This window comes from Paenibacillus tabacirhizosphaerae (assembly GCF_040812395.1).
Classification (GTDB): Bacteria; Bacillota; Bacilli; order Paenibacillales; family NBRC-103111; genus Paenibacillus_E.
In genome coordinates this window covers 168671-194731 of record NZ_JBFNXH010000011.1, presented here as the reverse complement: position 1 = coordinate 194731, position 26061 = coordinate 168671, and the positions used below count along the sequence as shown (strand labels likewise).

The window sequence follows — 26061 nt, the reverse complement described above, 5'->3', positions numbered from 1 at the left end:
GCTGGATAGAGTGTTTGACTACGAATCAAAAGGTCGGGAGTTCGAATCTCTCAGGGCGCGCCATTTTCACGAAAGTACATAATCTCGGGACGTAGCTCAGCTTGGTAGAGCACCTGCTTTGGGAGCAGGGGGTCGCATGTTCAAATCGTGTCGTCCCGATACGTGCGGGTGTAGTTCAATGGTAGAACTCCAGCCTTCCAAGCTGGTAGCGTGGGTTCGATTCCCATCACCCGCTTCATAATGAAAAAAAGATCACCAATATGGTGGTCTTTTTTTTGTTATGAAGGATTGGCAGGACAGCATAAAAATGTACGATTGCCCCACTTGATCCGGAAAAAAATATATTGCGTAAACTAATTATATTAGTTATAATGCTAATTAAGTTAGTAAAAACGAAAAGGACAGGTGATCGGCATGTCATTTATTGTATTTATGCTTCTCTTTACCGTTGTATGCGGTTGGTTAGAAAGTAGAGTTCGCTTTGCAAAGAAATCGAAAGGGGAGGAGATGTAATATGTTTGCTGGACATTTCGGGCTCGCAGCTGCAGTGAAAGCCAAAACTCCAGAGGTGCCAATCTGGGCCCTCATGCTAAGTACACAGCTTCTTGATGTTATATTCGTACCCTTGTTCTTGTCGGGTGTGGAGAAGATTGATACCAGCAACGGAACGGGGTACGGCGAAGGCATCATTCATGCCGATTATACGCATTCGCTTCTAGGGGCAGGCATTATTGCGATTCTAGCAGCACTCATCGCTTGGAAGCTGTGGGGGAAACGAGGCGGCCTCGCAATCGGCCTTCTCACATTCAGCCACTGGCTGCTGGACTTGCTCGTACACCGCGTCGATATGCCGCTTCTTCCAGGGAATGCAGGCGGGCTTCCGCTGTTAGGATTCAGTTTGTGGCAATGGCCGGCAGTCAGCAGCGCTTTGGAGGTAATTTTAGTCGTGGCTGGAGCGTTCTTTTATTATCGATCTATTCGAAACAGTGTTCTTTTATCGGGGAATCATGCGGCGCCTCAAGGTTCTCTGCTTCGTGCCCGAATAGCCGGGGGAGTTATGGCGATCCTGTTGGTGCTGTCGCTGATCACGGATGTCGCAGCGCATTAATCTATTTCTACCAGCATTTACCACTAGCGCAAAAGTTGTAACCTATGCTCGAATTATGCTAGTCTAGCAGAGACAAAAAATGCCGAATCTCGGAGCAGCAAAAGCTCCGGTACGGGGGACTTCTTTACTTGGGGTGAATGATTGTTCGGCATCGCCGGGCACGCTAGGGAAACCTCTTCCCGAACCCGTCAACTAACCTCGGAGGCTTCAAGGAGGCAAGTTGTTTTGAAATCTGTTGCAAAACGTCTTATTTGTTCGTGCGCATTCATTTGCGCGGCAGTACCTTTTTTCTCTGTATCATCGGCCCAAGCAGCCGCTTCCTCGCTGCCGGTCAAAGTTCAGATTAACGATGAAATCGTTCAGTTTCCTGAGGTTCAGCCGTTTATCGACGGCAAGGGCGTGCTGCAAGTTCCGCTGCGGATTTTAACCGAAAAGCTGGGCTATCAAGTTGCATGGGCTAAGCAAGGCGACGATGTTGTCGTTGGCTTGACAAGGAACAAACAGGCAATCTTACTTACGACTGACGAGCAGCAAGCCATCGTGGACAGCAAAAAGATCAGCTTGGAAAGCAGTCCAACCCTATTTCAAGGTAATACATACGTTCCGCTGCGCTTCATCACCGAGACGTTCGGTTCGCCCATTGAGTGGGACGAAAGCAATCAAGTTGCAATCGTGAATGCCGATGGCAAGCAGCACAAATCCGCTTGGATCGCTCCTCCACCGCCGCCCGCACCGCCCGCGCCTTCGCTGACGGATCAAATCGTGCAAACGGCAAACGCGTACATGGGAACGCCCTATGCGTGGGGAGGAACAACGCCAAGAGGATTCGATTGCTCTGGATTCGTCCGTTATGTGTTTGAGGCTAAGGGGATCGATTTACCGAGAACCTCAGTAGCTATGCATAGTGAAGCGGGAACCTCGGTAACGGATCTGAAGGCGGGAGATTTGGTGTTTTTCGCTTCGAAAACCATCAATCATGTGGGCATTTACTTGGGCAATGATCAATTCATTTCGTCTACAACGTCCAGAGGCGTTGTTGTTGAGAGTTTGGCCAGCGCTTACTGGAGTGCAAGGTATGTAGGAGCAAAGAGAGTACTGTAAAAGTCTATGATCGAACACTTGTTTTCTAATGCCCTTCGAATGGAGGGGATGGAGAAGAAGTGTTTCTTTTTTGCGCGAAATGCTGCGATTTTTATCGAATTTTTATTAATTTTGACCTATAATGGAGAAATGTTTGGTAGTCAGAAAGCAGGTGTGCATTTCTTCATGCAATTAAGTGTCTGGAAGCAATGGTTTCATAAAAGAAAACAGCCCGATTCGTACAGTACGAAGTATACCAAAGAAATTGTGTCCGGGATTCCAGCAGAAATTCTGGATGTTATTCGTCGTTTTTTCCAAACGTATAACCATTTCAGAGGAGCGCGGAGCCTGCAAACAGACACATTCATCAAAGAAGTCTTCTACGCGACAAGGCAAGATCCCCGGGATCAGAGATCAATAGATGAAATGGAAACTTATATCCAGCAAAAGAATGGGCTCCGGCTTCGGTTGAAGTCATATGAAATTGATGAGTTTCTCAAGCTCGGCGATAATGTTTGCATGATTGGCGTGACGAGAGAGTTTAGCAATCTCCATAAAAATCGCGTGCTTTATTTTATGCTCAAAGAAGAGGGGAATTGGCGGTTTCATCATATTGCGAGGTCGCATCATGGCGTTGTTATGGACAAATTCCAGGTGAAAGAGCAAGTTGGGTTTGTGGTTGGCAATGAAAAAGCCGCGCTGCTGTTCATGACGCACGCCCAGTCTTCCGATGCTACCACCTTTATGACAGGTGATTATGTGCATGTAGAAGGCTATCTGGAAGTGGAACAACAAGTTAGCGGCCAATTGTATTATCGCATTGTTCGCATGAATCGGGTTCATTAATCGGTAAGGGGTGCAGGGAATGCGCCAATCCCGCATGTTCCCTGATCTTGACCCTGATTGTCTCCCCAGCATCCCCCCATTTACTTCTTTCTTAATTCGCGCAAGGCGTAGAACGTTCCTCGCCAATAAATGCCGCCCTGCCTCCATGTAAGCCAGACAGAGCGAACGATGGTATAAAGCAGAAGCGCTGCGGAGACTGGAAGTTGGTAGGCTTCGCTGCCGCGTTTGCCCATCATCCGGTCGATCAGCAGTCGGTATAGCCAGATTTGCAGAATGACGTCTGCGCTAAAGAGTAGCCCCCGCCAGTCCCAAAGAAATAGAAGGCCCAGCCAAGGGGATATAAAAAAGAGCAATTGTCCGATGCAGGCAATTAAGGCCATTGTGTAGCTGTAGTGAAAGCCGGAGAACAGGTTTTTCTCGAGTCCTGTAATGGCTTCCTTCAGTGAGCGGTACCACTCGACTTGAAGAGTGTGTTTACCGGAAAGAATTTTTTGCCGAAAGCCTGCGCGTTTCAGGGAAATGCCCAGCTGCAAGTCATCGTCAGGCCGCAGAGCAATGGCTCGGTGAGTGCCGATGGCTTCATAAGCATGGCGGCTTACCATATTGAAAGCGCCGATTCCGATGCCCTGGCCGCGAGAATTCTCTTTATTGGCGCGCCAAGGACGGACGAATAGCGAGAACGAGAATAGGAAGAAATGCACAAAGCCGCGCAGCAGGGTGCCCCGGGCGATCATGTTCGGGGTCAACGTCAGGTGATGGACCTCGTTTTCCTTCATATAAGCAACCGCATCGGAAATCGTCGCAGGCGAGAAGAGGATATCCGCATCGGTAAACAGCAAATATTGGCCTTTGGCTTGCAAATAGCCTTGGTAGAGGGCATGATTTTTGCCAAGCCAACCCGCAGGCAATTGGGTAATATGCACAATTTGCAACGGAGTGGAAATGCCGTCTTTGCGCGCAGACCATTTGCGCAGCTCTTCAAGCCGGACACCGGTCGCATCTTGCGAACGGTCGTTGACCGCAATGATTTCGAGGCGCGGATAATTTTGCGAGAGGAGATGCCGAACTGTGTCCAGAATGGTGCTCTCCTCTTCTTTGGCCGCGATAATGACCGAAACGAGAGGGGGCTTGTCCGGCTGCTTGATCGTTCTGGGAAGCGCGCGCAGATGATGTAAGCCTTTGTAGGCGTCAATCGTCATGATGATCCAGTAGAGGAGGGTCAGAATAGCGATAATGCCGAGAGTGGACATGGTGCGCCTCCTTATGAAAGAATAGAAGTTGACCGCATTATATCATTCATCAGGAGCAAGGGGCAAAAGGAACGCAAGGGGGCAATTTTCCTGAAGGCGCGAGGAGGAGGGCTTATGAGCGAAGAGCATGTAGGGGCTCAGGAACACTATTGGAAAAAAATGAACGGAGAACAGTTGGGTCTGTTTCTCTTGGAAATTGCGCAGACACAGCGAATGAAGCCAGATAGGGTGGCTTTTGTTTGTATTGGAACGGATCGCTCAACCGGTGACGCGCTTGGACCACTCGTTGGTTCCGGACTAAAGGAAGCGGGTTATCCCCACGTGATTGGCACACTGGAAGCGCCCTGCGATGCAAGTAATCTGACGGAACGCTTACAGGAAATTCCGCTTGGCTGCGTGGTCATTGCCATTGACGCATGTTTGGGACAAAAGCTCTCCGTAGGCCTGTACCAAGTGTCTAATCAGCCGTTGGCTCCAGGCAAATCGGTGGGCAAGGTGCTTCCGCAAGTGGGCGATTACACCATTGCCGCGATCGTGAATGCGGATGGCCCTAAGCAATATGCGATTCTTCAAACGACTTCGCTGTTTAGTGTGATTCAGATGGCGAAGGAAGTGACAAGAGCGATCGCGATCGCTTTTCCCCTATAAAAGAAATGGATGAGCACTATGTTTGGACATCAGGTGCGGAACGGAGTGAACATAGATGAGACCTGGCGGAAGCATAGGTGGGATGTCGGATCGAATGAACCGGCCCAAAGCGAAGCTGAAAGATGTATCGGTCCGCAGAATTTTCCTACTGTTTCAACGGTACTGGGCGCAACTGCTTGTGATCATAGGATTGGCGCTGCTTGCCGCTTTGATTGGTTTAATTCCACCTCTGGTGATGAAGGAAATCATAGATACGGCCATTCCGCAAGGCAATATGCGGCTGTTGGCAGAGATGGCGCTTATGATGATCCTGCTTCCGGTGATGAGCGGGGTGCTGGGAGTCTGGCAAAATCATTTGAATACGAAAGTGACCCAAGGCGTTATTCGCGATCTGGGGCAGTCGCTCTTTCACAATTTGCAGCGGCAGTCGATGGCTTTTTTCACAGATGCGCGTTCGGGTGAAATTGTACAGCGGATCACGGGGGATGTGCAGGCGGTTCAAAGTGTCGTAACCACGCTGGTGGTATCCTCGATTACGCAAATCGTCATTGTGGCTTCGACCATCGGGATTTTGTTCGCGCTGGACTGGAAGCTGGCGATAATCTCCGTAATTATTCTTCCGCTCTTTGTCCTGCCTGTGAAAAAGGTATCCAAAGTGCGGAAGACGCTTCGGATGGAGACGCAAAAGGTGCGCTCGGATATTGCCTCGCAGCTTGGTGAGAGCTTCGGCATTTCCGGTGCGCTGCTCACGCGCATCTTCGGCAGGGAGCGTCAGCAGGAAGCGGAGTTCACGGCCATGAACCAGAAGGTCATGGATCTGGAGCTGCGGCTCAATCTGGTAGGCCGCTGGTTCGGCATGGCTACGAATACGCTGGGGCCGCTGGGCACAGCGATTATTTATATGTACGGCGGCTACTCCGTCATTAGCGGAACCATGACGCTGGGCGCCATTGTCGCCTTCGCGGCCTACCTGGGCCGCTTGTATATGCCTGTAGCCACCCTCCTGAACCTGCAGGTGGAGCTGGCTACGGCGCTGGGCGTGTTCCAGCGCATTTTCGAATATCAGGACATGGTGCCCGATGTCCTGGATGCTCCTCATGCGCAACCGCTGACGCAGGTCGCGGGGCGTGTGGCGTATAAGCAGGTTTCCTTTGCTTATACGCCTGAGCAGTACGCGCTGCGGGACATTACGTTCGAGGCGCAGCCGGGCGAGATGATCGCGCTCGTCGGGCCGAGCGGCGCGGGGAAATCGACGCTGATCGGCATGATCGCGCGTCTGTACGACCCGACGGCCGGCACCGTCGAGGTCGATGGCGTGAACGTCCGCGACGTTCAGTTGGCCTCGCTGCGCGCGCAGATCGCGTACGTGACGCAGGAGTCGTTCCTGTTTCACGCGACGATCGGCGATAATCTGCGCTTCGCGAAGGCGGACGCGACGCCTGAGGAACTGGAGGCCGCGTGCCGCCAGGCCTACATCCACGATTTCATCGTGTCGCTCCCCGAAGGGTACGACACGATGGTGGGCGAGCGCGGTCACCGGCTCTCCGGCGGCGAGCGCCAACGGATCGCGATTGCCCGCGCGATCCTCAAGCGCCCGCGCATCCTCATCCTCGATGAGGCGACCTCACACCTGGACTCGGAATCCGAGTCCTATGTGCAGGCCGCTCTTGAGGAGCTGATGCAGGGGCGCACGACGCTCGTGATCGCGCATCGGCTCTCCACGGTGCTGGCTGCCGATCACATTCTGGTGATCGAAGCGGGCAGCGTTGCGGAGCGGGGCACGCACAGCGAGCTGCTTGCGCAGGAGGGGCTGTATGCGCGGCTGTACCACACGCAGTTCGCGAAGGCGGTCAACGTCGACAATGCTTAATGCGAGGCTCATGTCGTGTGTGTAACGATCTATATTCAATCGCTGGGCAGGTGAATAGAGTGTCTACGAAGACGAATGCTTGTCGCATCTTAGATGCGCTGCATATTCCTTACACATTACATGAATACGAATGGGACGAAGATCAATTAGATGCAGCAACAGTTGCTGAGAAAGTCGGTATTCCGGTTCATCAGCTTTTCAAAACCTTGGTGCTGCGCGGAGATAAAACCGGGATCCTCGCAGCATGTATTCCTGGAGATCAAGAACTTAACTTAAAGAGTTTAGCAGCGGTTAGTGGAAATAAAAAAGTCGAGATGGTCGCCGTTAAAGACATTCAAACCCTTACCGGTTATATTCGCGGCGGGGTTTCTCCGCTGGGCATGAAGAAGAAATACTCCTTTTTCTTGGATTCATCTGTAACAAGATTAGACCCTGTTAGTATTAGCGCAGGCCGTAGAGGACTGCAAATTTTTGTGAAGGGCACAGATTTGGCCGCCGCATCTGAAGCGCTGCTTGTCGAGATCACGGGGAAATAAAAGAGGGCTCCTGTCATTGATCAGGAGGCCCTCTTTTTGAACAGAAAGCACATGTCGTCATGTATGTGTGTGTGACGAGCTTGCAAAGCGCAGAGATTCCGCACGCATCGTGTGGTGCGAGCATTTGAGATGATGGACGTAGAAGATCCGGAAGTGTCACAGCGGCTTGGCGTATTGAAATACCGGCTCGACTGCGACAGATCGTCTATTTGCACGGGTGAGCGGAACGTAGGTGCGTTACGAGGCGATATTTTCGGTTGTAGGGGTATTTCGCGGAACTACCGTGCGTTATGAGCAGGAAATGCTGGGCTTTAGGCACGGTTTCTCTCATTTAACGCACCCTAGTTCCGCTTCAGGGGGAGAACAGGGACGTTACCGTGGAATAAGGCATTGTAGTTCCGTCGATATCGCTGTGCATGGGGAATTGGCGGTCCAGCAGTACCTCCTCCGTTTTCATGCGAAGCTTGCGGAGGCGAAATGTACCCGCAATCTTACTCATACAGGGTGTTCACAGGTAGGAGTACCAAATCGAGGATCCGTTAGGGAAAAGAGAAGTGGAAGGCAGCACAAAGTAGAAACAGAGGGAATGGGTGTGGGGTGGAAAAGCGATAGCGGTTGGAATCCCATCTCCAGCATACCCAATTCCCTCCCCATGCCTGGATGTATGGGTGTAGACAAGAACCTAAGGCACAGCCGAGGCCACTGAAAAACTTGCGTTTTTTCGGAACGAAAAAAACCGTTTAAAGCCATCTCACAGGCTAAAAACGGATTTTTTATGTTCTGAAAAGCCATTTAATTTGTTATTAAAGGCTTTTTCAGTACCCTCGGCACAGCCTCAGGTTCTTCTTACTTCCAGCGTGTAAATTTTCGAGAGTTAAATAACGTTCTTATATGCGATCTAAGGTTGGGTCTGAATTCGTCGTGGACGATGAGTGGCCATCCAGGGAAGTCGGATTTTTGTCCAGTTTACTCTCCTCCCGCAGCAGGTAGCTGAAGTAGAGTACGTAGTAGGACACAATGATAAAGAAGACGCCGGCCGTCACCGGATCTCGCATAAATTGTGACGGATCTGCGGGGTTCATGCTTGTGTATGAGGAATTGGGTGCTGCGGCGATGAAGACGATCCGATAAGCAATCCGGCCGAGAAAGAGCACCAGTACGGCAATCTCGATCCATAAGTGGGTTCGGAAATACCATCCGTCAGAGCGATGCTCGAAACGGGTATGGCGAATGGCCAAAAGCCCGAGACCGACGCCAGCCGCCAGGCCGACCGCATAGCCGATAAAGTGGATCGGATGCACGAAGCCAAATAAAAAGATGATAATGCCAAGGATGCTGAATAGGGTAAGGCGAAATTTCAGTCTGCGCGTGGAAAGCCGTTGGAACCCGATTGCCCGTCTTGTACGGCGGTAGATTATGAGTACGACGATAAGAAAAGGGATCGCGTAATGAGACCAATTTTGCATGCAGCTACTTCCTCACTTATTTCATTTTTTCTCATTGTAACAAATTTAGGCAAGATATCGTGAGAAATATTCTCTCGTTTACAAAAAACTGTCATACATTTAATAGTACATCGATACACTTACTATTACACACAAAATGTGCCGCAAGGAGTTGATTAGGAAGATGGCTCTGATTACACATGTTAATGTATGTAATGCCGACCACGAAATTTACTGCTGTCTCCGTAATAAAATCGTTAAACTGGACGCCCAGCAGTTGGAGCAATTTTGCAGCGCCTGTAAAATGTTTGCTGGCGGCGCGGAAGGCTACACGGATGGGGTTACCTGCATTTGGGAAGATGTGCGGGATGTGAACAACCCTCATCTTGCATTGGATCCGATTGATGAGTTTGTTCATAATCAAGTCCGTCAAGTACCCCCTGAGGGTCCGGCCTTATTTCTATATACGTCCTGATGGCAAAGCATATCCTCTTTGATTTTGATGGCACATTGGTCGATTCCAGAGCGCTGCTCGTTAAGCTTTATAATGAAATGGCGGTTCAGCATCGTTTTCGCATCATTCGTGACCAAGATCTCGCACCTCTCCGCTCCCTCTCGATCTATGAACGCGTGGAACGTCTCGGTGTTCCTGTCCTGCAAATTCCGAAGCTCGCTATGGCTGGACGAGTGCGATATCAAGAGAACATTCGTACGCTGCATATCGTACCCGGTATGAAGGAGATTATTGCCCGCTTGTCGGCGCAAGGCGTGAGGAGTTCGATCCTCTCTTCGAATTCGGCAGGCAACATTCGTCTCTTCCTCAAACATAATAAACTGGACGGCTCCTTCAAAGAAATCATAACTGCCAAGCATCTCTTCGGTAAGCATAATTCGATTCGTAAAATCATGAAGCAGTGGGGCGTATCCCCATCTCAAATTATTTATGTCGGCGACGAGCTCCGTGACATTGAAGCCTGTAAAAAGTTGGGCGTACCCATTATTGCGGTAACTTGGGGGTACGACGCCCCTGACTTGCTGCATAGCGGCAATCCTAATTATTTGGTTAACTCACCTGCGGAGTTATTAAAAATTCTTTTGACACTGTCCTGACGCAGGATGATGAACAGAACTGGACCGTGAAAAACCTTGGATGCTCAGCCTTGTCGCTGCGCGTTCGAGGTTTTTTCTATGGGAACGGGGAGCGCTAGGTATTGCTTTTTCGATAAAAAGATCAAGGGTGAGAGCGGAACGCCGGCGAGAGCAACCTACATAAGCGCAACATTCGCAGCTTGCGCCTCCAATCATGTAGAATAGCAGTATAGGTGAGATCAGGAGGTGCAAGATGTTATTTTATGTGATTGTGCTTGTTGTGACAGCGGTCGATCAATGGTCCAAATATGCAATTCGATCCATGCTCCAGGTTGGTGAATCGATGCCGTTTTATAAAGAGTTGATCTCGTTTACTTATTATCAAAATACCGGGGCGGCAGGGAGCTCGCTGCAGGGCGGGGCGCGTTATTTGGGCATTCTCGCGGTTATCTTTATAGCCGGCGTTATGTATTACCGGAAAAAAGGAGTCATATCAGGCATCCTCAAAGAAAGCGGCGCTGCGCTATTCGTCGGCGGGGCCATCGGAAATGGTTACGAAAGACTCGCTTATGGAAAAGTAACGGATTTCATCGTATTTCGTTCAGGCAGCGGCGTGATGAATATTGCCGATTTGGCTATCAATCTCGGCGTGCTGTGCATTGTGTTGGACTTATTGTTATCTTTGCGAAAAAGAAAAACGGCGTGACCTTTGTACATATGCCGTTCCTTTGGCAATGAATCATAGTAAAGACCCATGCGATGCAGCGCATGGGTTTTGTTGTTATTGGGATTAATCGCTTTTCTTCTCTTGGAGGGCTGCCAGCAGCTTGTCAGCAAGGCTGTTGTTAAGTTGAGAATTGTCAGAAAATTTCTCGATGAGCTGTCGGTTGGCTTTCACAGATGCGCGGCGGCCGCCTGAACTTTCATTTTCCAGCTTTTCAACCACATTACAAGGGCGGCATTGAAAATACTTGCCTGATTTCCCGGTGTGAATTTCCATCTTCTTGTGACATTGCGGGCAACGCCGATTGGAAAGCTGACCGTCTGCTTCGCGCTTATAGGAACATTCCCTGCTTGAACAAACAAGGTAACGGCCGCGTTTTCCCTTGACCTCTTGAAGGAATTCTCCGCAATCCGGACATTTGCTTCCTGTTAAATTATGCGGTTTGTAGGCAGCCGCACTCGTTTTAATCTCGCTGACCAGCTCGGCAGCTTTCGTTCGAATGCCGCTGAGGAATTGCTCCATGCTTCCTTTTCCTTTGGAGATTCGATCAAGCTCCAGCTCCCAACGTGCGGTAAGTTCCGGCGACCGCAATTCTTCCGAAGCGAGCTCAATCAGCTGCGCGCCTTTGCCTGTTGGCATCAATACGGAACCTTGACGCTCGATTGTGTCGGATGATACTAGCTTTTCAATGATGTCCGCTCGTGTAGCGGGCGTGCCCAGACTATGCTTCTCCATCTGCGACAGCAAGGAGGCTTCGTTATAACGGGCGGGCGGTTTCGTATGGCGGCTCAACTGGCGGCTACTCTTGACGTTTACCGTGTCCGTGGCTTTGGCTTGAGGAAGCAGCTGAGAAGCATCGTCTTCGGCTTCAGTCTCTTCACGATCCGGATCGGAGAAGTCCGAAGCTCCGTAGACGTCTTTCCAGCCTGCCTGCTTAATGACTTTACCTGAAGCGTAAAGCCTCTCTCCCGCGATTTCGACCGTAAGCTTGGTCTCATCATATCGGCAAGGCCCGTAAAACAGAGCAAGGAATCTTCGTACGATTAGATCGTACAAGCGGCGTTCATCCGCGCTCAAGGTAGCTAATGAAATCGCTTCGCCCGTAGGAATAATGGCATGGTGATCGCTTACTTTGCTATCGTCGACTATGCGTTTGGTAATCGTCAAAGGCTTGCGAATGAAAGGGGCGGCAAGCGCCGCATAAGGTCCAATCGCTGCGCCCTTAACTCTTCCGAGCAAGGTGGGCACCATATCGGAGGTCAAATACCGTGAATCGGTTCGCGGATAGGTGACCAATTTGTACTGCTCGTACAGGCGCTGGAGCACATTTGACGTCTGTTTGGCTGAAAAGCCGAACTTGCGGTTGGCGTCCCGCTGCAGTTCGGTCAGATCGTAGGCCAGCGGGTGGGGGATCTGCTTTTCAGATTGCTGCACCTGCGTAATTTTACCGTTCTGGCCCTGTATCTTCGCCGTGAGCGCATCCGCGCGCTCACGATCGAAGATGCGCGGATCGCCTGACTTCGGGTCCCGCCAGCTGGCGCGGAAGGTTCCCAGATCGGCTTCGATCAGCCAGTAAGGGTCTGAGCGAAATTCGCGAATTTCCTTTTCGCGATTCATCATCATGGCCAGCGTGGGCGTCTGTACGCGCCCAGCGGACAACGACGCGCCGAACTTGCTGGTCAGCGCGCGCGTCACATTGAGGCCGATAAGCCAATCGGCCTCAGAACGGCACACGGCTGCTTGAAACAGCCGGTTATAGTCCGTGCCCGGCTTCAGCTGTGCGAAGCCGTCGCGAATCGCTTGATCCGTCTGCGACGAAATCCAAAGCCGTTTAAACGGCTTTTTCCAACGGATCAGCTCCATAATCCAGCGCGCGACGAGTTCGCCTTCGCGCCCAGCATCGGTTGCAATGACTAGCTCCGCGAGGTCATTGCGCCGGCTGAGCTGTTCAATCGCACGGTATTGCTGCGAAGTTTCTTTAATAACTTTAAGCTTCATCCGATCGGGAATAATCGGAAGGTCTTCAAGATTCCAAGTTTTATACTTGGCATCGTAATCGTCGGGCTCGGCAAGGGTCACAAGATGGCCCAGTGCCCAGGTGACAACGTACTTGGGACCTTCGAAGTGATGTTTTTGCTTTTGATTGCAGCCAAGGACGCGGGCGATTTCTTTGGCCACACTTGGCTTTTCGGTTAATACTAGTATTTTCATAGCGGAAGCTGCCTCATTTCCAACAAGTTAACCATCTTTTTAATTATAGGTGTTTTTGTATTTGCAAGAAAGCGCAGATGACTTCTCGATACTCGATAAGTCGGCAGTACGAGCTAATTTTACTTTACATAATCAGGACAGGCGGAGCTGTGTGTGGTAAAATTTGTATGAAAAGAGGTGAAAATAGGTGAGGAAGCTAGTACATGAACCAGTGCCTTATTCACAGTCCACGCTCTGGAGCATACAACGAGATTATTATGAAAGTCAGGGTATAAAGGCCTGGCAGGGAGGCGAGGTTCCCCACTATATTACGAATACTCCTTACATCGCAAAAGCTTATGCTGAGGTGATATTTGGCTTTTTAAGAGACCAGGCTAGATTAAAGAAACAGACCCTCGATCCGATTTACATCATGGAGCTGGGAGGGGGATCAGGCCGGTTGGCCTTTCAGATCCTACAATTTCTTCAACAGCTTTGTGAACAAGCTTCGTTTGAGGTGCCCGGCTACACGTACATATTAAGCGATTTTGCATTGAAAAACATTTCATTCTGGGAAGCTAATGATCGGTTACGTCCCTTTACCGAGCTGGGATTGCTTGATTTTGCGCGATTTGATGCGGAACATGATAGAGAGATTCAGTTAATTAGATCCCAACGAACGATCACTGCCCATTCCTTGTCTACTCCTCTGCTCATCATTGCCAATTATTTTTTTGATACAATTCCTCAAGACCTTTTTTATTTTTCCAATGGTCAGGCATTCGAGTGCCATGTGATTACTCAACTTGCGAAATCCTCCTCCATGCCAGCTTCTCCGGTCGAGCAATTCGGAAACCTTTCTTTTGATTATCAGCTATCCCCAGTGACCTCTTTTGGATATAAAGATCAACGATTTAATGCTGTTCTTGAAGACTATAGAGACCAATTAGAAGAGTCCTATGTTTTATTTCCATCTGTTGGACTTCAATGTTTAGAGCGTTTACGCGCGCTTTCCACGGAAGGCTTTCTTTTGCTTTCTGCGGATAAAGGACATCACCGTGTTGGGAACCTCGATCACCGGCCTATTCCTTCCCTGGTTCACCATGGCAGCATCTCACTTACGGTTAATTACCATGCAATGATCAGCTATTATGGTCAACTCGGTTCCCTTTGCTTGTCCACTGAACATACTCATCGGCATTTGAATATCGTTGGCGTGCTTATGCTTGACGATGCCGGAGCCTATAGCGATACGCGTCACGCGTTTAAGCAATTTGTGGAGAGCTTTGGCCCGGATGACTTTTTTCATGTCAAAAAATTTTGCAATCAGCATATGAAGGATATCGAGATCAGCCTGTTTTTCTCGTTAATTCGTCTGAGCTTGTATGACGCCCACTTTTTCAAACCGTATATTCCCCGTCTGCTTATCCTGTTACCCAACTGCTCGGAATCCGAGAAAATCGATATGAAACACATGATCCACTCCGTATGGGAGAGATATTATCCGATAGGTGAGAAATATGACTTGGCCTTCGACCTCGGTTTGCTGCTCTATCAAATGGATGACTACACGGATGCTATCGCCATGTTTAATCAATCTATTAGTGGGTATGGAGGCAACTACTCTGTTTTTTATAATATAGCCGCATGCTACTACCGAATTGAGAATGATCTGCAGGCGGAGATTTTTTTGGATAAATGCCTGGAGATCAAACCGACGCATGCTGAAGCACAGGCTCTCAAAAAAAGGTTAGCATCATCAGTCGAACATTGATTCAATAAGGAGGCTTCACATATCCATGCATCAACAGCCGGTTAACGGAAGCAGGTCCCATACGAAGCTAACTAACCAAGATTCTAATCACACTGAGAAAGAAGTCTCTCTCTCCAATGGACCTATTGATCGCCTCCAAAGCCTGACGCCGTCAACAATCTCCCAACTGCAAAGAACAATCGGAAATCGCGGAGTGACGCAACTCATGCAGAATCTGTCTGCAAAGCCAACCTCGACAAGACCAAAACCTGATCTGCAAACAAAAAGCGGCTCTTTCTTAAATACTCCTGTTGTCCAGAGAAAGTTGACTTTTAATCCCAAGAAAGGATTAGGAAAAGTAGTCCATGTGGCCGAAAGCAAATTGTCAGACGAAGAGCGTCTGCATTATCCGGCGCTAGCTACATATAAAAGAACAGTGGGTCAGTTAACCAGGGATATGACGGAACGTAAGATTGATAGTAACGAAGATCTTTTAGACCATATAAGAGTCTATAAAAGAAAAGAAATACAATCTCAGTATAGTAAAAATGAAGCCAAATTGGACGAAATGAGCAGCAAGCTATCTCTCTATAAAGATCAGCTTTTAAAATCAGAAGGTTATCTTGAGGAGGAGGTTACCTATAAAGAAATTGATGAACGTATAGATAAGATCAAAGAATTAAAGCAAAACAATAAAGATGAGATAGAGGGCACTTTAGACGCTGAAATGGAATTAGGTGAGTTAGAAAAAAAGGATGATGCAGAAGAAGAACTCGCATTTGATGAAGATGAACTGGATAAAATTAAATTGTTTGAGGAACGAGTCGAGCGCGTAGTCTTTAAGATTGAGATGCAGAAACGGGGCGAGCGTTTAGAAGACTTTGCTAACAAAAATGAAGAACTGAAAAGTGAACAAAACGAATATAAAGAGAGATTGAAAGCGCTGATGCGTAAATTATCTTATGACGGGTTTAATGCCTTGTTGGCAGATAGGATTATAGAGAACCCTACAAAAGCAGCTGTTGACAAGCCTTATACGCAGGAAACGCTGGACAAATTATATGCAGAATGGATAGAGCTAAATGATGACGACGATTACAAATCCATTTTCAATAATTTTCATAGTCCGGGGAGGGGCAGATTCATGAATAAAGGGAACGGCGAGGTCAATTGCGTTCTTTCTTTCAATAATCATATTAAAAATATAAAAATTAACATTCATATACCAGCAAAATCAAAGGTGAAGGTTGAAAATCGCAGTGGGAAAAGGTAAGTAATTATAATAGGCCGGAATCGATAAGTAAGGAAAAGAAAAGACCATTCCCTAAGCACGAAGGCTTAAGGAATGGTCTTGGCTGTAATTATTTTTTAACGATAGTTTGGATGGATTTATCAAGTTTTTCAAACAATTGATCTTTGTTGATTTTGCCGCCTTGGTATTCTTGCATTGCTGCACCAAAGCCTTGTGTGATACCGTCTGGGAAGCGAGCGAAGTGCCAGCCCAAAGCAGTAGGAGCTTGTGTTTGCAGAGCTGCAGCGACTTGACCGATTTGTTCAGGAGTTGCAGTAATGTTCTTAACAGCTGGCATAAATTTGAATTCTTGAGTCAAGTATTTTTTACCTTTTTCGGAAGTAACCATCCAGTTCAAGAATTTTTTAGCTTCTTCAGGGTTTTTGGATTTGCTGTTAACGATCCAGTTGTTAGGTACGCCGAGAAGCACGTGACCTTCTTTGTCATCGATAGGCAATGGCAATACGCCAAGGTTCAATTTAGCATTGACTTTATCGATGTCGCCTTGTACCCAGTTACCTTGTTGAAGCATAGCCGCTTTACCAGCTGCGAAATCAGCTACTTGTGTTGCGTAGTCTGTAGTCAGCTTGTTCTTTTGTGCGTTGTTGAAAATCAAATCAACCAATTTGATCCAATCTTCGAACTGTTTGTTGCCTTTGATTGTTGCTTTGCCGGATTTCAAGTCTTCGATGTATTGCGCTGGGTCTGGTTGGCTAGCCAAAGCTACGTTGACCAAGTGAATACCAAGGGACCACCACTCATTCGTTGTTTCGAAAGGAGTAATACCTGCAGCTTGCAATTTTTTAGTAGCTTCTGTCAGTTGGGAAAGTGTTTTTGGCGTATCAGTAATGCCTGCTTTAGCGAACAAATCTTTGTTATAGATCAAACCGTAGCCTTCAACGTTCTCAGGCATACCGTAAAGTTTGCCGTTAAAAGTTACAGGAGCTTTTGCAGCATCAAGCAAATCTTTAGCCCAAGGCTCATTAGTGAGTTCAACAGCGCGATCCATGTAAGGAGTCATGTTGCTGAAACCAAGGTTGTTGTAAATTTCTGGCTCGGAACCGGAAGCAAGTTCAGCTTTCAACAACGCGCTGTAGTCCTCGCCACCGCCGTGAGTTTCGATAATAACTTTAACGCCAGTTTCTTTTTCGTAGTCATCAGCCATTTTTTTCAATGCATCAGCAATTTCAACTTTCAATTGATAGACTTTAATGGATACATCTTTCTTAGCCGCTGGTGTAGCTGTGCTCGCAGCTCCTGCTGCTTGTGTAGCGGCTGGTGTTGTGCTGGTAGCTGGTGCAGCCGTATTGCCGCAGCCTGTAATCGTGAAAACCATACCGGCAGCAAGCGTAAGAATGGTAAGTCTTTTCTTCATGTAAAACCCTCCCAATAATTGTTTAGTATAAGAAAGTACGTGTTTTCGTATTACGAAACCGCTTTCCTTTCCCTTACAGCTCATTTTAAACATGTTTTCCAGAATCAACCACCTACGATGTTGACCTAAAAGGTGGAAGATGTTGATTAACCTTTTACTGAACCCGATGTGATTCCCTCTACGATATATTTCTGCAAGAATAGGAAGAACACGATAATAGGTGTAACGCCGATAGCGAGTCCTGGCAAAGCCATATCCCATTGCTTGGTATATTGTCCGAAGAATCTCGTAACAGCAAGCGGGATCGTCGTCAAATCGTGATTGCTTCCAATAACCAGTACCGGTAGCAAGTAGTCATTCCAAATCCAGAGACAGTTCAATATGATTACAGTTACCATAATTGGACGCAGGAGTGGAAATACAATTCTAAAGAATACGCCGTAAGGTGAGCAGCCATCCATTACAGCAGCTTCTTCTACTTCTAAGGGGACTGTTTTGATAAAACCATGAAATAAAAATACGGATAAAGCCATTCCAAATCCCAGGTAACAGACTACAATTCCCGCTAAACTTCCGCGCAATCCGAGCAAACTAGTTATCCGCACAAGCTGTAGCATAACGGATTGGAACGGAATAATCATGGATGCTATAAAAGCAGTGAATAATAGTTTGTTATAAAGGCTTGGTCTGCGTACCAGGCGATAAGCTGTCATTGCACTTAAGAGAACGATCCCCGCTACGCTAATAACAGTAATTTGTAAGGAATTGAACATCACGGATGGAAAATTAATGATTTCCCATACCTTTGCATAATTGGACCAATGAAAAATGCTTGGGAATGATGCGGCATCGACCAGAATCTCTCTCAAAGTTTTCACGGAGTTAGAAAGCACTAAGTAAAAGGGCACTAAGAAGATCAAGCCTAGAAGAATAGCGATAACTTCAAATAAAACTAAACGGGATGTATACTTTTCAACCTTTTCCACTATGCTTCTACCTCCTTGCGCTTGGTTATCCATACTTGCGTTACTGTAATCAAGGATACGCCGACGAAGAAGAGCATGGCTTTAGCGGTACCTAATCCATAACGATTGTTCCTTAAGGCCTCGGTGTAGATGTTAAAAGCAAGTGAGTTCGTAGAGGTTCCCGGTCCACCATTGGTTAAGGAAAGGTTGAGATCGAAGGTTTTGAACGCGTTGGAAATGGTCAAAAACAAGCAGATGGTAATTGCAGGCATGATCAGAGGAATGAAGATCGATCGAAGCATCTGCCACCAGTTCGCACCGTCAATATGTGCGGCTTCTACCAAATCCTTCGGCATGCCGGCCAGCGCTGCGATGTAGATGACCATCATGTAACCCGCAGTCTGCCAAATAAAGACAATAACAATGCCCCAGAAGGCGGTTGTTGAAGTGCCTAGCCAAGGCAATTCGAAAAAGGGCAGGTGAGTGATTTCACCGACAGTATTAAAGCCCTTCGTAAAAATAAACTGCCAGATGTACCCGAGTAAAATGCCGCCGATGACATTCGGCATGAAGAAAACAGTCCGCAGCACTTTCCTTGTCTTGATTGGCTTAATCAGAAGAAGCGCCAGGAAAAAGGCTAGCACATTAACAATAATAACGGTTACGACTGTAAAGCGAATTGTAAACCATAAGGAACTCCAGAAATTCTCGTCTGACATGATTCTTTTGAAATTGTACAGGCCAGTCCAGTTGGCTTTGTTCAAGTCTAGGCCGTTCCAATCGGTAAATGAGTAATAAAAGCCCAGCAAAAATGGAATGAGGACGACAACCATAAAGAACAGTTGTCCCGGTCCGACAAAAACGATTTGCTGAAGCCACTCGCTTGCTTTATTTTTCTTAAACATGCTGGCTCCTCTCTCCTACTTGAAGTTCTGATTTCATAGTCATACAGACTATTCGACATGCTTCTCATAGTATAAAGGAACTTGTTTAAGACCGAACACAGATTATAGTGATACGTTTAGTGTAAAATATTGACATGGCCATACAGACTAACTATGGAAGATCAGTGTCCACACTTGTTTGCCGATAAGCAGCACGGTAACCAGTATGAACAACGGCTTTACGAAGGCGCTGCCCTTGCGAATGGCCACTTGAGAGCCGATCAGCGCGCCGGCGATCATAGCGATGCCCATAGGCAATCCATAGTACCAATTGACTGACTTCATCAGGAGAAAAGTCCCAAGACTTGCCATATTGCTTGCCAAATTGAGCACTTTCGCATTCGCGGATGCGCCTACGAAATCAAAGCCAACCATGAGGAACAAGAAGATGAGGAACGACCCAGCGCCCGGTCCGAAAAAGCCGTCATAGAAACCGATGGCGAGAGCACCGACAACAAGCAGAGTGACTGTCTTGCTTGTCAAACCGCTGTAGGTGGAGGCAGCTCCCCAATTTTTCTTGATTAACGTATAAATGGTAACGGCAACCAGCATACAGACGACGAGCGGCTTGAGGAAATCAGAGGGAATTTGTTTGACCGTATAGGTGCCTAATATCGCGCCAACAAAGGATAAGGGGAATAGACAAGCGGCAAGCTTCATATTTACTTTTTTGGATAACAAAAAAGAGCTCGTGCTTGTGAGCGAGGACATGGTCCCGCCGAGCTTATTCGTCCCTAGTCCGAATACGGGGGGAAGACCGGCGAAAAGCAGGGCAGGAAGAGATATGAGACCGCCGCCGCCTACGACTGAGTCGATAAAAGCGGCCAAAAAACCGGCGCCTATTAAAAAGAATAGCATGTCTAAACTTGGGTACTCCATGATGTGAGCTCCTTATGATGGTAAGTTCATCCCTGTAGCGCCGTAAGCTACAAGTAACGTATAATACAAGTTAGCATACGGGAAATAGTGCCCTTTTTCAACGACAATAGTTGACAGCAGGCAGCGCTATAAGATCAGGGACTGTCATTTGATAATACCAAATAATGGAAGTACAATAAAGTCGTAAACGCGCGTTCACGAAAGAGGGGCCATGTAACCTTGAAGAAAACCGAAACGAACAGCGAAGAGATTGCCAGGCTGGCAGGAGTTTCTCGAAGCACAGTTAGCCGCGTGATTAACAATTACTCGAACGTACCTGAGAAGACGCGTTTGAAAGTGATGGAAGTTATTCAGCAATACAATTATCATCCTAATTTGTCTGCCCAAGTGCTGGCTGGGAAGAAGACAAAGACAATCGGGCTGTTTTTTATCGATTCCGGGCATGTGGCAAGCGACAGTCTCAGTAATTTAATGATAGCAAGCATTATTGAATATGCCTCCTCGTTCGGATACTACGTTCTAACGAACATTATTCGAAATCCGCAGGATCCGAAACAAACGTTTGCTGTGAAAGAAACCTTTTATCAAAGGCGGATTGACGGCGGCATTTTCATTGGAGCGGCGAATCATGAGCCTTTCATTGAAGAGCTTGTAGAAGAAGGGTTCATGGTGGCCATCGTCGATCAGGACCTTCCAGGCCATGAGGAGCCCAATCGGATCAACGTTAATTTTGACTATGAACATAGTATGGGCGCAGCTGTGGATTTTCTGGCCAGCCTTCATCATAAACATATTGGGATTATCAATGGAGACATGAACAGGTTCGCAGGTCCGGCAAAGTATGAAGCGTTCGTGAAAGCTATGAATCGGCATAAGCTTCCGATTGAAGAGAAATGGGTGCTTGCAGGCGATTTCAATGAAATGAGCGGCTATAAAGCGATCGAGCAACTGCTTGCCGCGCACAAAGAATTGCCGACTGCACTGGTTGCGGCTAACGACAGTGTAGCTTTCGGAGCTATTCGGGCGCTGCAAGAGAAGAGCATTCAAGTGCCGGAGGAAATATCGATTATCGGCTTCGACGATCATATGTTAAGTGCCAGATTTCAACCTAGTTTGACGACGTTTAAAATGGATTTCAATTCCATGATGCAGAAGTTAACACAGCTTCTAATTGAACATATTGAACAAGGCGCTAAAGCATACAGCAAGGTTAAGATTCAATCCCATTTGATAGTCAGAGAATCCTGTAAGAGGCTCTGACTTTTTTCTTTCCAGATGGAGACATGGATAAATGAGGATATTGTCGTAAAATAGAGGATTTCGAATGATCTTAGCCTAAATATATGGAGATTAAGCAAGAAGAGGAGTCAATCATATTGCGGCGAGGAATCCATTCATATTTTTCCAATCAGACCATCATGCAAAGGTTCCGTTTCTTGATCGGCGGTGTTATAGCTGCGCTGGGCATTTCCATCATTGTTCCTTTCTATATTACCGAGAAACACGAGCGGTTGAATGAAGTTGAGAATCAGCTCAAGCAAGTCGTTGCTTTGCAGAGCTTATATATTGAAAGAAGATCGCAAGAAAAGTTGGATACCATTAAGCGATTCGCAAACTCAGGCGATGCCAGAAGACATCGGATTTCAGAGTTAAACGCGGAAATTGCGGTTTATAAGACGACACATGCTGAATTTGAGAATATTTTTTATGTCGATAGTGATGGTTATATCCGATCGGAAGATAACCCGTCTGTTGTATTGTATGTTGGAGATCGCTCCTATTTCAGGCAAGCAGCGAAAACTATGAGCGATATTTCCGGTGTGTTGATTACGAAAATAACTGGCAAACAAATGATTGCCTTCTCCTCCCCTGTGCTTGGGGATCAGAACGAATTCGAGGGGGTTATCGTCGGTTTGGTACCCTTGGAGATGCTTGATAAGCAAATTGAAGAGCTCAATTTTGGCAAAACGGGCGAGGTCTTCGTTCTTGATATGAATGGGGACATCGTAACCGCTTCCAAATCCAGGACGGAAGTAAATATGAAGATGTGCACTGATATTGTCCAAAGAGCGAAAGCAAACGTCAATTCAAACGAGTCTTATATCGGATTTCATGGCAAAAAGGTATATGGCCAATTTATACGTTCCTCAGGCAATGGTTGGATTATCGTCGCTGAAATATCGGAAAGTGAAGTATTTCAGAAATTAAACGAACTAAGCCTCACAATCATACTTATTACCTTGATCGCGCTCGTGCTCAGTTTTTTCGCTGTCATCTCCATCACAGCAAGGATTGAGCGGCCGATCCGCTATCTGCTTCGAGGGACGAAGATTATACAGAGCGGCAATTATGATTTTCAAATCGATTGTGACAATATTAAGCTGGCCCCGGTGGAGCTGAGACAGCTTTGCAATACGTTTAATTTGATGTCAAGCAAGCTGAAAACCAACATGGAGCTACTGGAGCATTCGGCACTCGTTGATCAGCTAACTCAGATTCACAATAGGCGCTATATTATGGCGGAAGGAAGTTGTCGATTACAGGTTTGTATTGACGCGGGACACCCTTGCACAGTGATGATGCTGGATATTGATTATTTCAAACGAATTAATGACACTCACGGCCACTTGGTTGGAGATCGGGTGCTCCACAGGGTAGCTACGATTTTAAGCGAACATGCGGGAGAGGATACATTGGTTGCCCGATATGGCGGCGAAGAATTTATTCTGCTAGCTCTTTATAAAGACGCAGAGCAAAGCGAGAGTTTGGCTGAGGCATTACGAATTCGTTTAATGAAGGAATCTAATGAGGATGAGAATGAGCAGGTGAAGATCCCTGTAACGGTGAGCATTGGGCTTGCGGAGTATGTACCGCATCGGCTTTATGGGACAACCGTACTGGAAGATATGGTTTATCGCGCTGACCAGGCGCTGTATCAAGCGAAGTCAAAAGGGCGCAATAGAGTGGAGCTAGATCGATGATGTTTCGTTGATCTAGTTTTTTTGTCTTTATAAATGTGGTCAGAAATCGGAATGTTTAGTGTATAATAGGCAGAGAGTCACAAAAATTACCAACATTTAGGGGGATTATATGCTAAATACGCCGCTGAGGCCTATGGGAATTGGAAGAATACTGGATCGGAGCTTCCAACTGTATCGAAAGCATTTTGTGAAACTGACGTTAATTATGTTGATGTTATACGGTCCATTTTATTTGCTGCAGCACTTGCTGCTGTTTCAAGAAACGGCGAACACCTCGGCTTCCATCCTATCTCAAATTCAAAGCGGGGCATCGTTGCAGGATTTGCTTCCACCAGGTGCAGCTTTCGGAGGCAAGGCGCCAAAAATTGATTTATGGAAAACGCTCGTTTTTGTGCTTGTGCTGCTTCCGTTATTTATGCTCGCGGTCATGCCGGCATCGATTGCTTCTGTTGTACACCTGGTGAAGGCTCATTTGATGGGTGAGCAGATACCAGGCATTGGGCAAATGCTCAAAAAGTCGTTCAGCCGCTTCTGGCCTTTAGTAGGAAGCACGGTTCTGTATGGACTTATTGTTTTTGGTATGTATGTGGCTTTTGCAATGATCGTTGCCATATTTGCGATTGTCTTCGCTCTAGGATCCGGTTTGTCCAGCATTATAGGTAGCCCGGGCGCAGGGACGGCTGTATTTGTCATCATCTTTTTTATCCTGCTGGGGTTAGGCATTATCGTGACCTGGTCTTATTTCTTGATTCGTTGGGGCTATTATTTGCCGATTGTCGCGCTGGGCGAAGATTCGATTGGTTTAAGCGGAAGTTGGAGACTAACACGCAAAAGCTTCTGGCGCTTGTTTCTTATGTTTTTTGTACTTATTCTAATTCTTTACCTTTTTCAATTAGTATTAAGCTTAATTATTAGTGCTGCTCTCGGTTTGGGGCTAGGCGCGCAATTGCTCCAAAGCTTGCTCTCGATTTTGGTGTCGCCGCTTTGGCTGCTGCCCTATGCGATAAGCCTTTTTGATCTGAAGGTACGCAATGAAGGCTTAGGGCTTGAGAGTTTAATTAATACTACTGTATTTGCTGAGCCGCAGGGGCATGAGGAAGAAGCACCTGTGAAAAATGAGAACCCAGAGGATTCGGATAACAAGAATGAATAGTGATAAAGAACTGCTGGAAGACATTTTAAATCAAGACGAATATAAGGCGTATGATGTCAAAGAGCATGGTTCATTGTTGGAATGGTTGAAACCATTTTTTCGCAAATTGTGGAGCTGGCTTCCTGATTTCAATGTGTCTGATACGGCCGCCGATTGGGTTACGTTGATCTTCTTGGTGCTGCTGATCGCGATGGCAGTGTTCGCTATCTATTGGTTTTCCAGACAGTTGATCAAGCAAAAACGCATTCGCTCTAAAGCTTACTTGCCGCTAGGAGAATTGAGCCGTTCGTACGACTATTATTGGGGGCAGGCCGCGGCTCTGAGAGGAACAAGGGAATGGAGGGAAGGCGTTCGGTTGGTCTTCCTTTCTCTGCTCTTTTACCTGGAAGAAAAGCGTTCGATTCGTGTGGAAAAATGGAAAACAAACTGGGAATATGCAGAGGAGCTGACAGGAACAGCGCCTCTGTTACTCCCTGTCTTTCAGGAGAGCTCGTTAGTATTCGAGCGAATTTGGTATGGCAAGGAAGACGTTACAGAGGAGCAATTTGTTTCGATGTACGGGCAGGTGGCAGGGGTAATAGGCAATGAGGGGGGCTTCAAGCATGAGAAGGCTGAATAGGCTGCATGTGGGACTAGCACTCAGTATTCTATTGTTTTTGCTGCTGGGCTATTGGCTGATTAAGCCTGAGATTGCCGATCAGTCGCCATACTTATCCTTTTCAGCGGATGTTGACGGAACCAAAGCCTGGAGAGAGCTGCTTCGTACCAAGCAGCCTGCCGTTAAAGAATGGCGTTTGGATTGGAACAATCTGCCGGGTGAAACGAATATGCTGCTAGTCGCCATACAGCCGAATGCTGTGTCAAAGTCGGATAGGGAGCAATTGCTTAAATGGGTTCGGCAGGGGAATGATTTCGTCCTGTTCGACCGCCATCCGGAAGGGTGGTCGCAGTGGACGACCGAACGTGTTGATCGCGGGGCTGAAGCAGATGGGAAGAATGGCAAGAACAAGGGTAAAGATAAGGGCAATAACGAAGCTAAGAACCAAGATAAGAACCAAGATAAGAACGAAGATAAGAACGAAGATAAGAACCAAGATAAGAACGCAGGTTGGGACATGGACCTTGCTGGTAAGATCGCGGGTGCGAAACAAGCAGTTGCGATTCAAGCTGGGCCGGAATTTACAACCGCGGAGGGTCCTTTAACCGGCGAAGTGGACACGCCCTATCGACTCAAGGCAGGCGATGAAGGGCAGACGTTGTTCGCCGATGAAAGCGGCGTGCTGGCCAGCCGCTTTCAGGTGGGAGCGGGCAACATCACCGTGGTGCTGACCCCGAATTGGATGCAGAATGGGACGATTGATCGAGCATCCCATTTCGAACTGATCTGGCCGCTGTTCGCGAAGTCGTGGCATGCCGTCTGGGTCGATGAGACCCATCACGGCTTAGGGACGAAGCCCGGACTGCTGGCCGTTTATCCCGCGTGGCTCGTGCTCGCCAGCGTGCAGCTTGGCCTTGCGCTGCTGATGTGGCTCTGGCTGCGCGGCAAGCGTTTTGGTTCCGTCCACACGCCGCGGGCGTGGACGGTCCGGCGCGGCGACGAGGGCGTGTTAGCCGTCGCCGCCTGGTATGAGCGCCTCGGCTTCCGCGACGAGGCGCTGGCGCACCAGCAGCAGCTCCTGCGGCAGCTGCTGGCTCAGCGCTGGGGGCTCAGCCCCAGCGTAAGTGCGGTGCAGGCCGCGGCCGCTGCGCGCGGCCGTTGGCCCGAGGAGCAGGCGGCGCGTCTGGCACGCCTGCTGGAGGATTGGCCGCCGGCTGCGGACGGCGGCGACGGCTCTGTGCCCCGCGCTGCGAAGCAGCGGGGCGTGAACGCGAAAGCGTTCGTTGAACGAACGCGTGAGATGGGCGACATGATCGCCTACCTGGAGAAGGAGTGA

The 26061-nt window shown here is 47.9% G+C and carries 23 protein-coding genes, 2 tRNA genes and 1 riboswitch; of the genes, 18 read left to right on the top strand and 7 right to left on the bottom strand.

The genetic code is table 11. From position 1 onward, the window contains the following. Positions 1 to 85 precede the first annotated feature (85 nt). The 5 genes from ABRS97_RS19475 to ABRS97_RS19455 all read left to right on the top strand — a co-directional run bounded on the left by ABRS97_RS19475 (position 86) and on the right by ABRS97_RS19455 (position 3034). Positions 86 to 159: transfer RNA gene (locus ABRS97_RS19475), tRNA-Pro, on the top strand. A 5-nt stretch (positions 160 to 164) separates the two neighbouring features. Continuing rightward, positions 165 to 235: transfer RNA gene (locus ABRS97_RS19470), tRNA-Gly, on the top strand. Between the two features lie 279 nt (positions 236 to 514). Next, the gene (locus ABRS97_RS19465) at positions 515 to 1108 is read left to right on the top strand and encodes a permease (RefSeq protein WP_367816385.1); all 594 of its coding nucleotides are present in this window, start codon (positions 515 to 517) and stop codon (positions 1106 to 1108) included. Positions 1109 to 1178: 70 nt separating this feature from the next. Then, positions 1179 to 1330: riboswitch (cyclic di-AMP (ydaO/yuaA leader) on the top strand. Between the two features lie 3 nt (positions 1331 to 1333). Continuing rightward, positions 1334 to 2209: a C40 family peptidase gene (locus ABRS97_RS19460; RefSeq protein ID WP_367816386.1), complete on the top strand. Its 876-nt coding sequence runs from the start codon at positions 1334 to 1336 to the stop codon at positions 2207 to 2209. A 48-nt stretch (positions 2210 to 2257) separates the two neighbouring features. After that, positions 2258 to 3034 carry a hypothetical protein gene (locus ABRS97_RS19455; RefSeq protein ID WP_367816388.1) on the top strand — a complete coding sequence of 259 codons (777 nt, stop codon included), beginning with the start codon at positions 2258 to 2260 and terminating at the stop codon, positions 3032 to 3034. Between the two features lie 80 nt (positions 3035 to 3114). Here ABRS97_RS19455 and ABRS97_RS19450 read toward each other — a convergent pair whose 3' ends face one another. Then, the gene (locus tag ABRS97_RS19450) at positions 3115 to 4284 is read right to left on the bottom strand and encodes a glycosyltransferase family 2 protein (protein WP_367816389.1); all 1170 of its coding nucleotides are present in this window, start codon (positions 4282 to 4284) and stop codon (positions 3115 to 3117) included. A 114-nt stretch (positions 4285 to 4398) separates the two neighbouring features. On the opposite strand from ABRS97_RS19450, the gene yyaC reads away from it, so the two are divergent. Genes yyaC through ybaK form a run of 3 tightly spaced genes read left to right on the top strand, consistent with a single transcriptional unit; the run spans position 4399 to position 7338 of the window. Beyond that, positions 4399 to 4932 carry a spore protease YyaC gene (yyaC, locus tag ABRS97_RS19445; protein ID WP_367816391.1) on the top strand — a complete coding sequence of 178 codons (534 nt, stop codon included), beginning with the start codon at positions 4399 to 4401 and terminating at the stop codon, positions 4930 to 4932. 55 nt (positions 4933 to 4987) lie between these two features. Further along, positions 4988 to 6802, top strand: coding sequence for an ABC transporter ATP-binding protein (locus ABRS97_RS19440; RefSeq protein ID WP_483312511.1), 1815 nt, complete (start codon positions 4988 to 4990; stop codon positions 6800 to 6802). 59 nt (positions 6803 to 6861) lie between these two features. After that, entirely contained in the window at positions 6862 to 7338 is a 477-nt protein-coding gene (gene ybaK / locus ABRS97_RS19435; protein WP_367816395.1) for a Cys-tRNA(Pro) deacylase, read from the top strand. A gap of 887 nt (positions 7339 to 8225) precedes the next feature. Here ybaK and ABRS97_RS19430 read toward each other — a convergent pair. Further along, the gene (locus ABRS97_RS19430) at positions 8226 to 8804 is read right to left on the bottom strand and encodes a CcdC protein domain-containing protein (RefSeq protein WP_367816396.1); all 579 of its coding nucleotides are present in this window, start codon (positions 8802 to 8804) and stop codon (positions 8226 to 8228) included. 163 nt (positions 8805 to 8967) lie between these two features. Between ABRS97_RS19430 and ABRS97_RS19425 the strand changes: the two genes are divergently transcribed. From ABRS97_RS19425 to lspA, 3 genes are all read left to right on the top strand, one after another. After that, positions 8968 to 9258, top strand: a complete 291-nt coding sequence (locus ABRS97_RS19425) for a hypothetical protein (RefSeq protein ID WP_367816398.1) — start codon at positions 8968 to 8970, stop codon at positions 9256 to 9258. Beyond that, complete coding sequence (locus ABRS97_RS19420) at positions 9258 to 9893, top strand: HAD-IA family hydrolase (RefSeq protein WP_367816400.1); 636 nt, start codon at positions 9258 to 9260, stop codon at positions 9891 to 9893. The genes ABRS97_RS19425 and ABRS97_RS19420 overlap by 1 nt, the downstream gene beginning before the upstream one ends. Before the next feature lie 232 nt (positions 9894 to 10125). Then, positions 10126 to 10578, top strand: coding sequence for a signal peptidase II (gene lspA, locus ABRS97_RS19415; RefSeq protein ID WP_367816401.1), 453 nt, complete (start codon positions 10126 to 10128; stop codon positions 10576 to 10578). 84 nt (positions 10579 to 10662) lie between these two features. Here the strand turns inward: lspA and ABRS97_RS19410 are convergent, their stop codons facing one another. Beyond that, on the bottom strand, positions 10663 to 12807 hold the full coding sequence (locus ABRS97_RS19410; protein ID WP_367816403.1) for a DNA topoisomerase III: 2145 nt from the start codon (positions 12805 to 12807) through the stop codon (positions 10663 to 10665). 187 nt (positions 12808 to 12994) lie between these two features. Here ABRS97_RS19410 and ABRS97_RS19405 point away from each other — a divergent pair, with 187 nt between their 5' ends. Then, positions 12995 to 14560 carry an SAM-dependent methyltransferase gene (locus ABRS97_RS19405; protein WP_367816404.1) on the top strand — a complete coding sequence of 522 codons (1566 nt, stop codon included), beginning with the start codon at positions 12995 to 12997 and terminating at the stop codon, positions 14558 to 14560. A gap of 25 nt (positions 14561 to 14585) precedes the next feature. Beyond that, entirely contained in the window at positions 14586 to 15812 is a 1227-nt protein-coding gene (locus ABRS97_RS19400) for an AAA family ATPase (protein WP_367816406.1), read from the top strand. Between the two features lie 88 nt (positions 15813 to 15900). Here the strand turns inward: ABRS97_RS19400 and ABRS97_RS19395 are convergent, their stop codons facing one another. The 4 genes from ABRS97_RS19395 to ABRS97_RS19380 form a co-directional block, all read right to left on the bottom strand. Beyond that, entirely contained in the window at positions 15901 to 17205 is a 1305-nt protein-coding gene (locus ABRS97_RS19395) for an ABC transporter substrate-binding protein (RefSeq protein WP_367816408.1), read from the bottom strand. Between the two features lie 146 nt (positions 17206 to 17351). Then, entirely contained in the window at positions 17352 to 18191 is an 840-nt protein-coding gene (locus ABRS97_RS19390) for a carbohydrate ABC transporter permease (RefSeq protein ID WP_367816409.1), read from the bottom strand. After that, complete coding sequence (locus tag ABRS97_RS19385) at positions 18191 to 19075, bottom strand: carbohydrate ABC transporter permease (protein WP_367816411.1); 885 nt, start codon at positions 19073 to 19075, stop codon at positions 18191 to 18193. Before ABRS97_RS19385 ends, ABRS97_RS19390 begins: the two co-directional genes overlap by 1 nt. Positions 19076 to 19222: 147 nt before the next feature. Further along, positions 19223 to 19993 (bottom strand): TSUP family transporter, encoded by a 771-nt coding sequence (locus ABRS97_RS19380; protein ID WP_367816412.1) that lies wholly within the window; start codon positions 19991 to 19993, stop codon positions 19223 to 19225. 219 nt (positions 19994 to 20212) lie between these two features. Between ABRS97_RS19380 and ABRS97_RS19375 the strand changes: the two genes are divergently transcribed. From ABRS97_RS19375 to ABRS97_RS19355, 5 genes are all read left to right on the top strand, one after another. Then, positions 20213 to 21253 carry a LacI family DNA-binding transcriptional regulator gene (locus tag ABRS97_RS19375; RefSeq protein ID WP_367816414.1) on the top strand — a complete coding sequence of 347 codons (1041 nt, stop codon included), beginning with the start codon at positions 20213 to 20215 and terminating at the stop codon, positions 21251 to 21253. 116 nt (positions 21254 to 21369) lie between these two features. Next, positions 21370 to 22974 carry a sensor domain-containing diguanylate cyclase gene (locus ABRS97_RS19370; protein ID WP_367816416.1) on the top strand — a complete coding sequence of 535 codons (1605 nt, stop codon included), beginning with the start codon at positions 21370 to 21372 and terminating at the stop codon, positions 22972 to 22974. Between the two features lie 109 nt (positions 22975 to 23083). Continuing rightward, the gene (locus tag ABRS97_RS19365) at positions 23084 to 24127 is read left to right on the top strand and encodes a hypothetical protein (protein WP_367816417.1); all 1044 of its coding nucleotides are present in this window, start codon (positions 23084 to 23086) and stop codon (positions 24125 to 24127) included. Further along, the gene (locus ABRS97_RS19360) at positions 24120 to 24746 is read left to right on the top strand and encodes a DUF4129 domain-containing protein (protein ID WP_367816419.1); all 627 of its coding nucleotides are present in this window, start codon (positions 24120 to 24122) and stop codon (positions 24744 to 24746) included. The genes ABRS97_RS19365 and ABRS97_RS19360 overlap by 8 nt, the downstream gene beginning before the upstream one ends. Then, a complete protein-coding gene (locus ABRS97_RS19355; protein ID WP_367816420.1) occupies positions 24730 to 26061 on the top strand; it encodes a DUF4350 domain-containing protein in 1332 nt (443 codons plus the stop codon). Before ABRS97_RS19360 ends, ABRS97_RS19355 begins: the two co-directional genes overlap by 17 nt.

What these genes read in the sequence shown, in the direction of transcription:
- ABRS97_RS19465 (WP_367816385.1), top strand. Translation starts at nt 515, where the DNA reads ATGTTTGCTGGACATTTCGGGCTCGCAGCTGCAGTGAAAGCCAAAACT.
- ABRS97_RS19455 (WP_367816388.1), top strand. Translation starts at nt 2,258, where the DNA reads ATGGAGAAGAAGTGTTTCTTTTTTGCGCGAAATGCTGCGATTTTTATC.
- ABRS97_RS19450 (WP_367816389.1), bottom strand. Translation starts at nt 4,284, where the DNA reads ATGTCCACTCTCGGCATTATCGCTATTCTGACCCTCCTCTACTGGATC.
- yyaC (WP_367816391.1), top strand. Translation starts at nt 4,399, where the DNA reads ATGAGCGAAGAGCATGTAGGGGCTCAGGAACACTATTGGAAAAAAATG.
- ABRS97_RS19440 (WP_483312511.1), top strand. Translation starts at nt 4,988, where the DNA reads ATGAGACCTGGCGGAAGCATAGGTGGGATGTCGGATCGAATGAACCGG.
- ABRS97_RS19430 (WP_367816396.1), bottom strand. Translation starts at nt 8,804, where the DNA reads ATGCAAAATTGGTCTCATTACGCGATCCCTTTTCTTATCGTCGTACTC.
- ABRS97_RS19425 (WP_367816398.1), top strand. Translation starts at nt 8,968, where the DNA reads ATGGCTCTGATTACACATGTTAATGTATGTAATGCCGACCACGAAATT.
- ABRS97_RS19420 (WP_367816400.1), top strand. Translation starts at nt 9,258, where the DNA reads ATGGCAAAGCATATCCTCTTTGATTTTGATGGCACATTGGTCGATTCC.
- lspA (WP_367816401.1), top strand. Translation starts at nt 10,126, where the DNA reads ATGTTATTTTATGTGATTGTGCTTGTTGTGACAGCGGTCGATCAATGG.
- ABRS97_RS19410 (WP_367816403.1), bottom strand. Translation starts at nt 12,807, where the DNA reads ATGAAAATACTAGTATTAACCGAAAAGCCAAGTGTGGCCAAAGAAATC.
- ABRS97_RS19400 (WP_367816406.1), top strand. Translation starts at nt 14,586, where the DNA reads ATGCATCAACAGCCGGTTAACGGAAGCAGGTCCCATACGAAGCTAACT.
- ABRS97_RS19395 (WP_367816408.1), bottom strand. Translation starts at nt 17,205, where the DNA reads ATGAAGAAAAGACTTACCATTCTTACGCTTGCTGCCGGTATGGTTTTC.
- ABRS97_RS19385 (WP_367816411.1), bottom strand. Translation starts at nt 19,075, where the DNA reads ATGTTTAAGAAAAATAAAGCAAGCGAGTGGCTTCAGCAAATCGTTTTT.
- ABRS97_RS19380 (WP_367816412.1), bottom strand. Translation starts at nt 19,993, where the DNA reads ATGGAGTACCCAAGTTTAGACATGCTATTCTTTTTAATAGGCGCCGGT.
- ABRS97_RS19365 (WP_367816417.1), top strand. Translation starts at nt 23,084, where the DNA reads ATGCTAAATACGCCGCTGAGGCCTATGGGAATTGGAAGAATACTGGAT.
- ABRS97_RS19360 (WP_367816419.1), top strand. Translation starts at nt 24,120, where the DNA reads ATGAATAGTGATAAAGAACTGCTGGAAGACATTTTAAATCAAGACGAA.
- ABRS97_RS19355 (WP_367816420.1), top strand. Translation starts at nt 24,730, where the DNA reads ATGAGAAGGCTGAATAGGCTGCATGTGGGACTAGCACTCAGTATTCTA.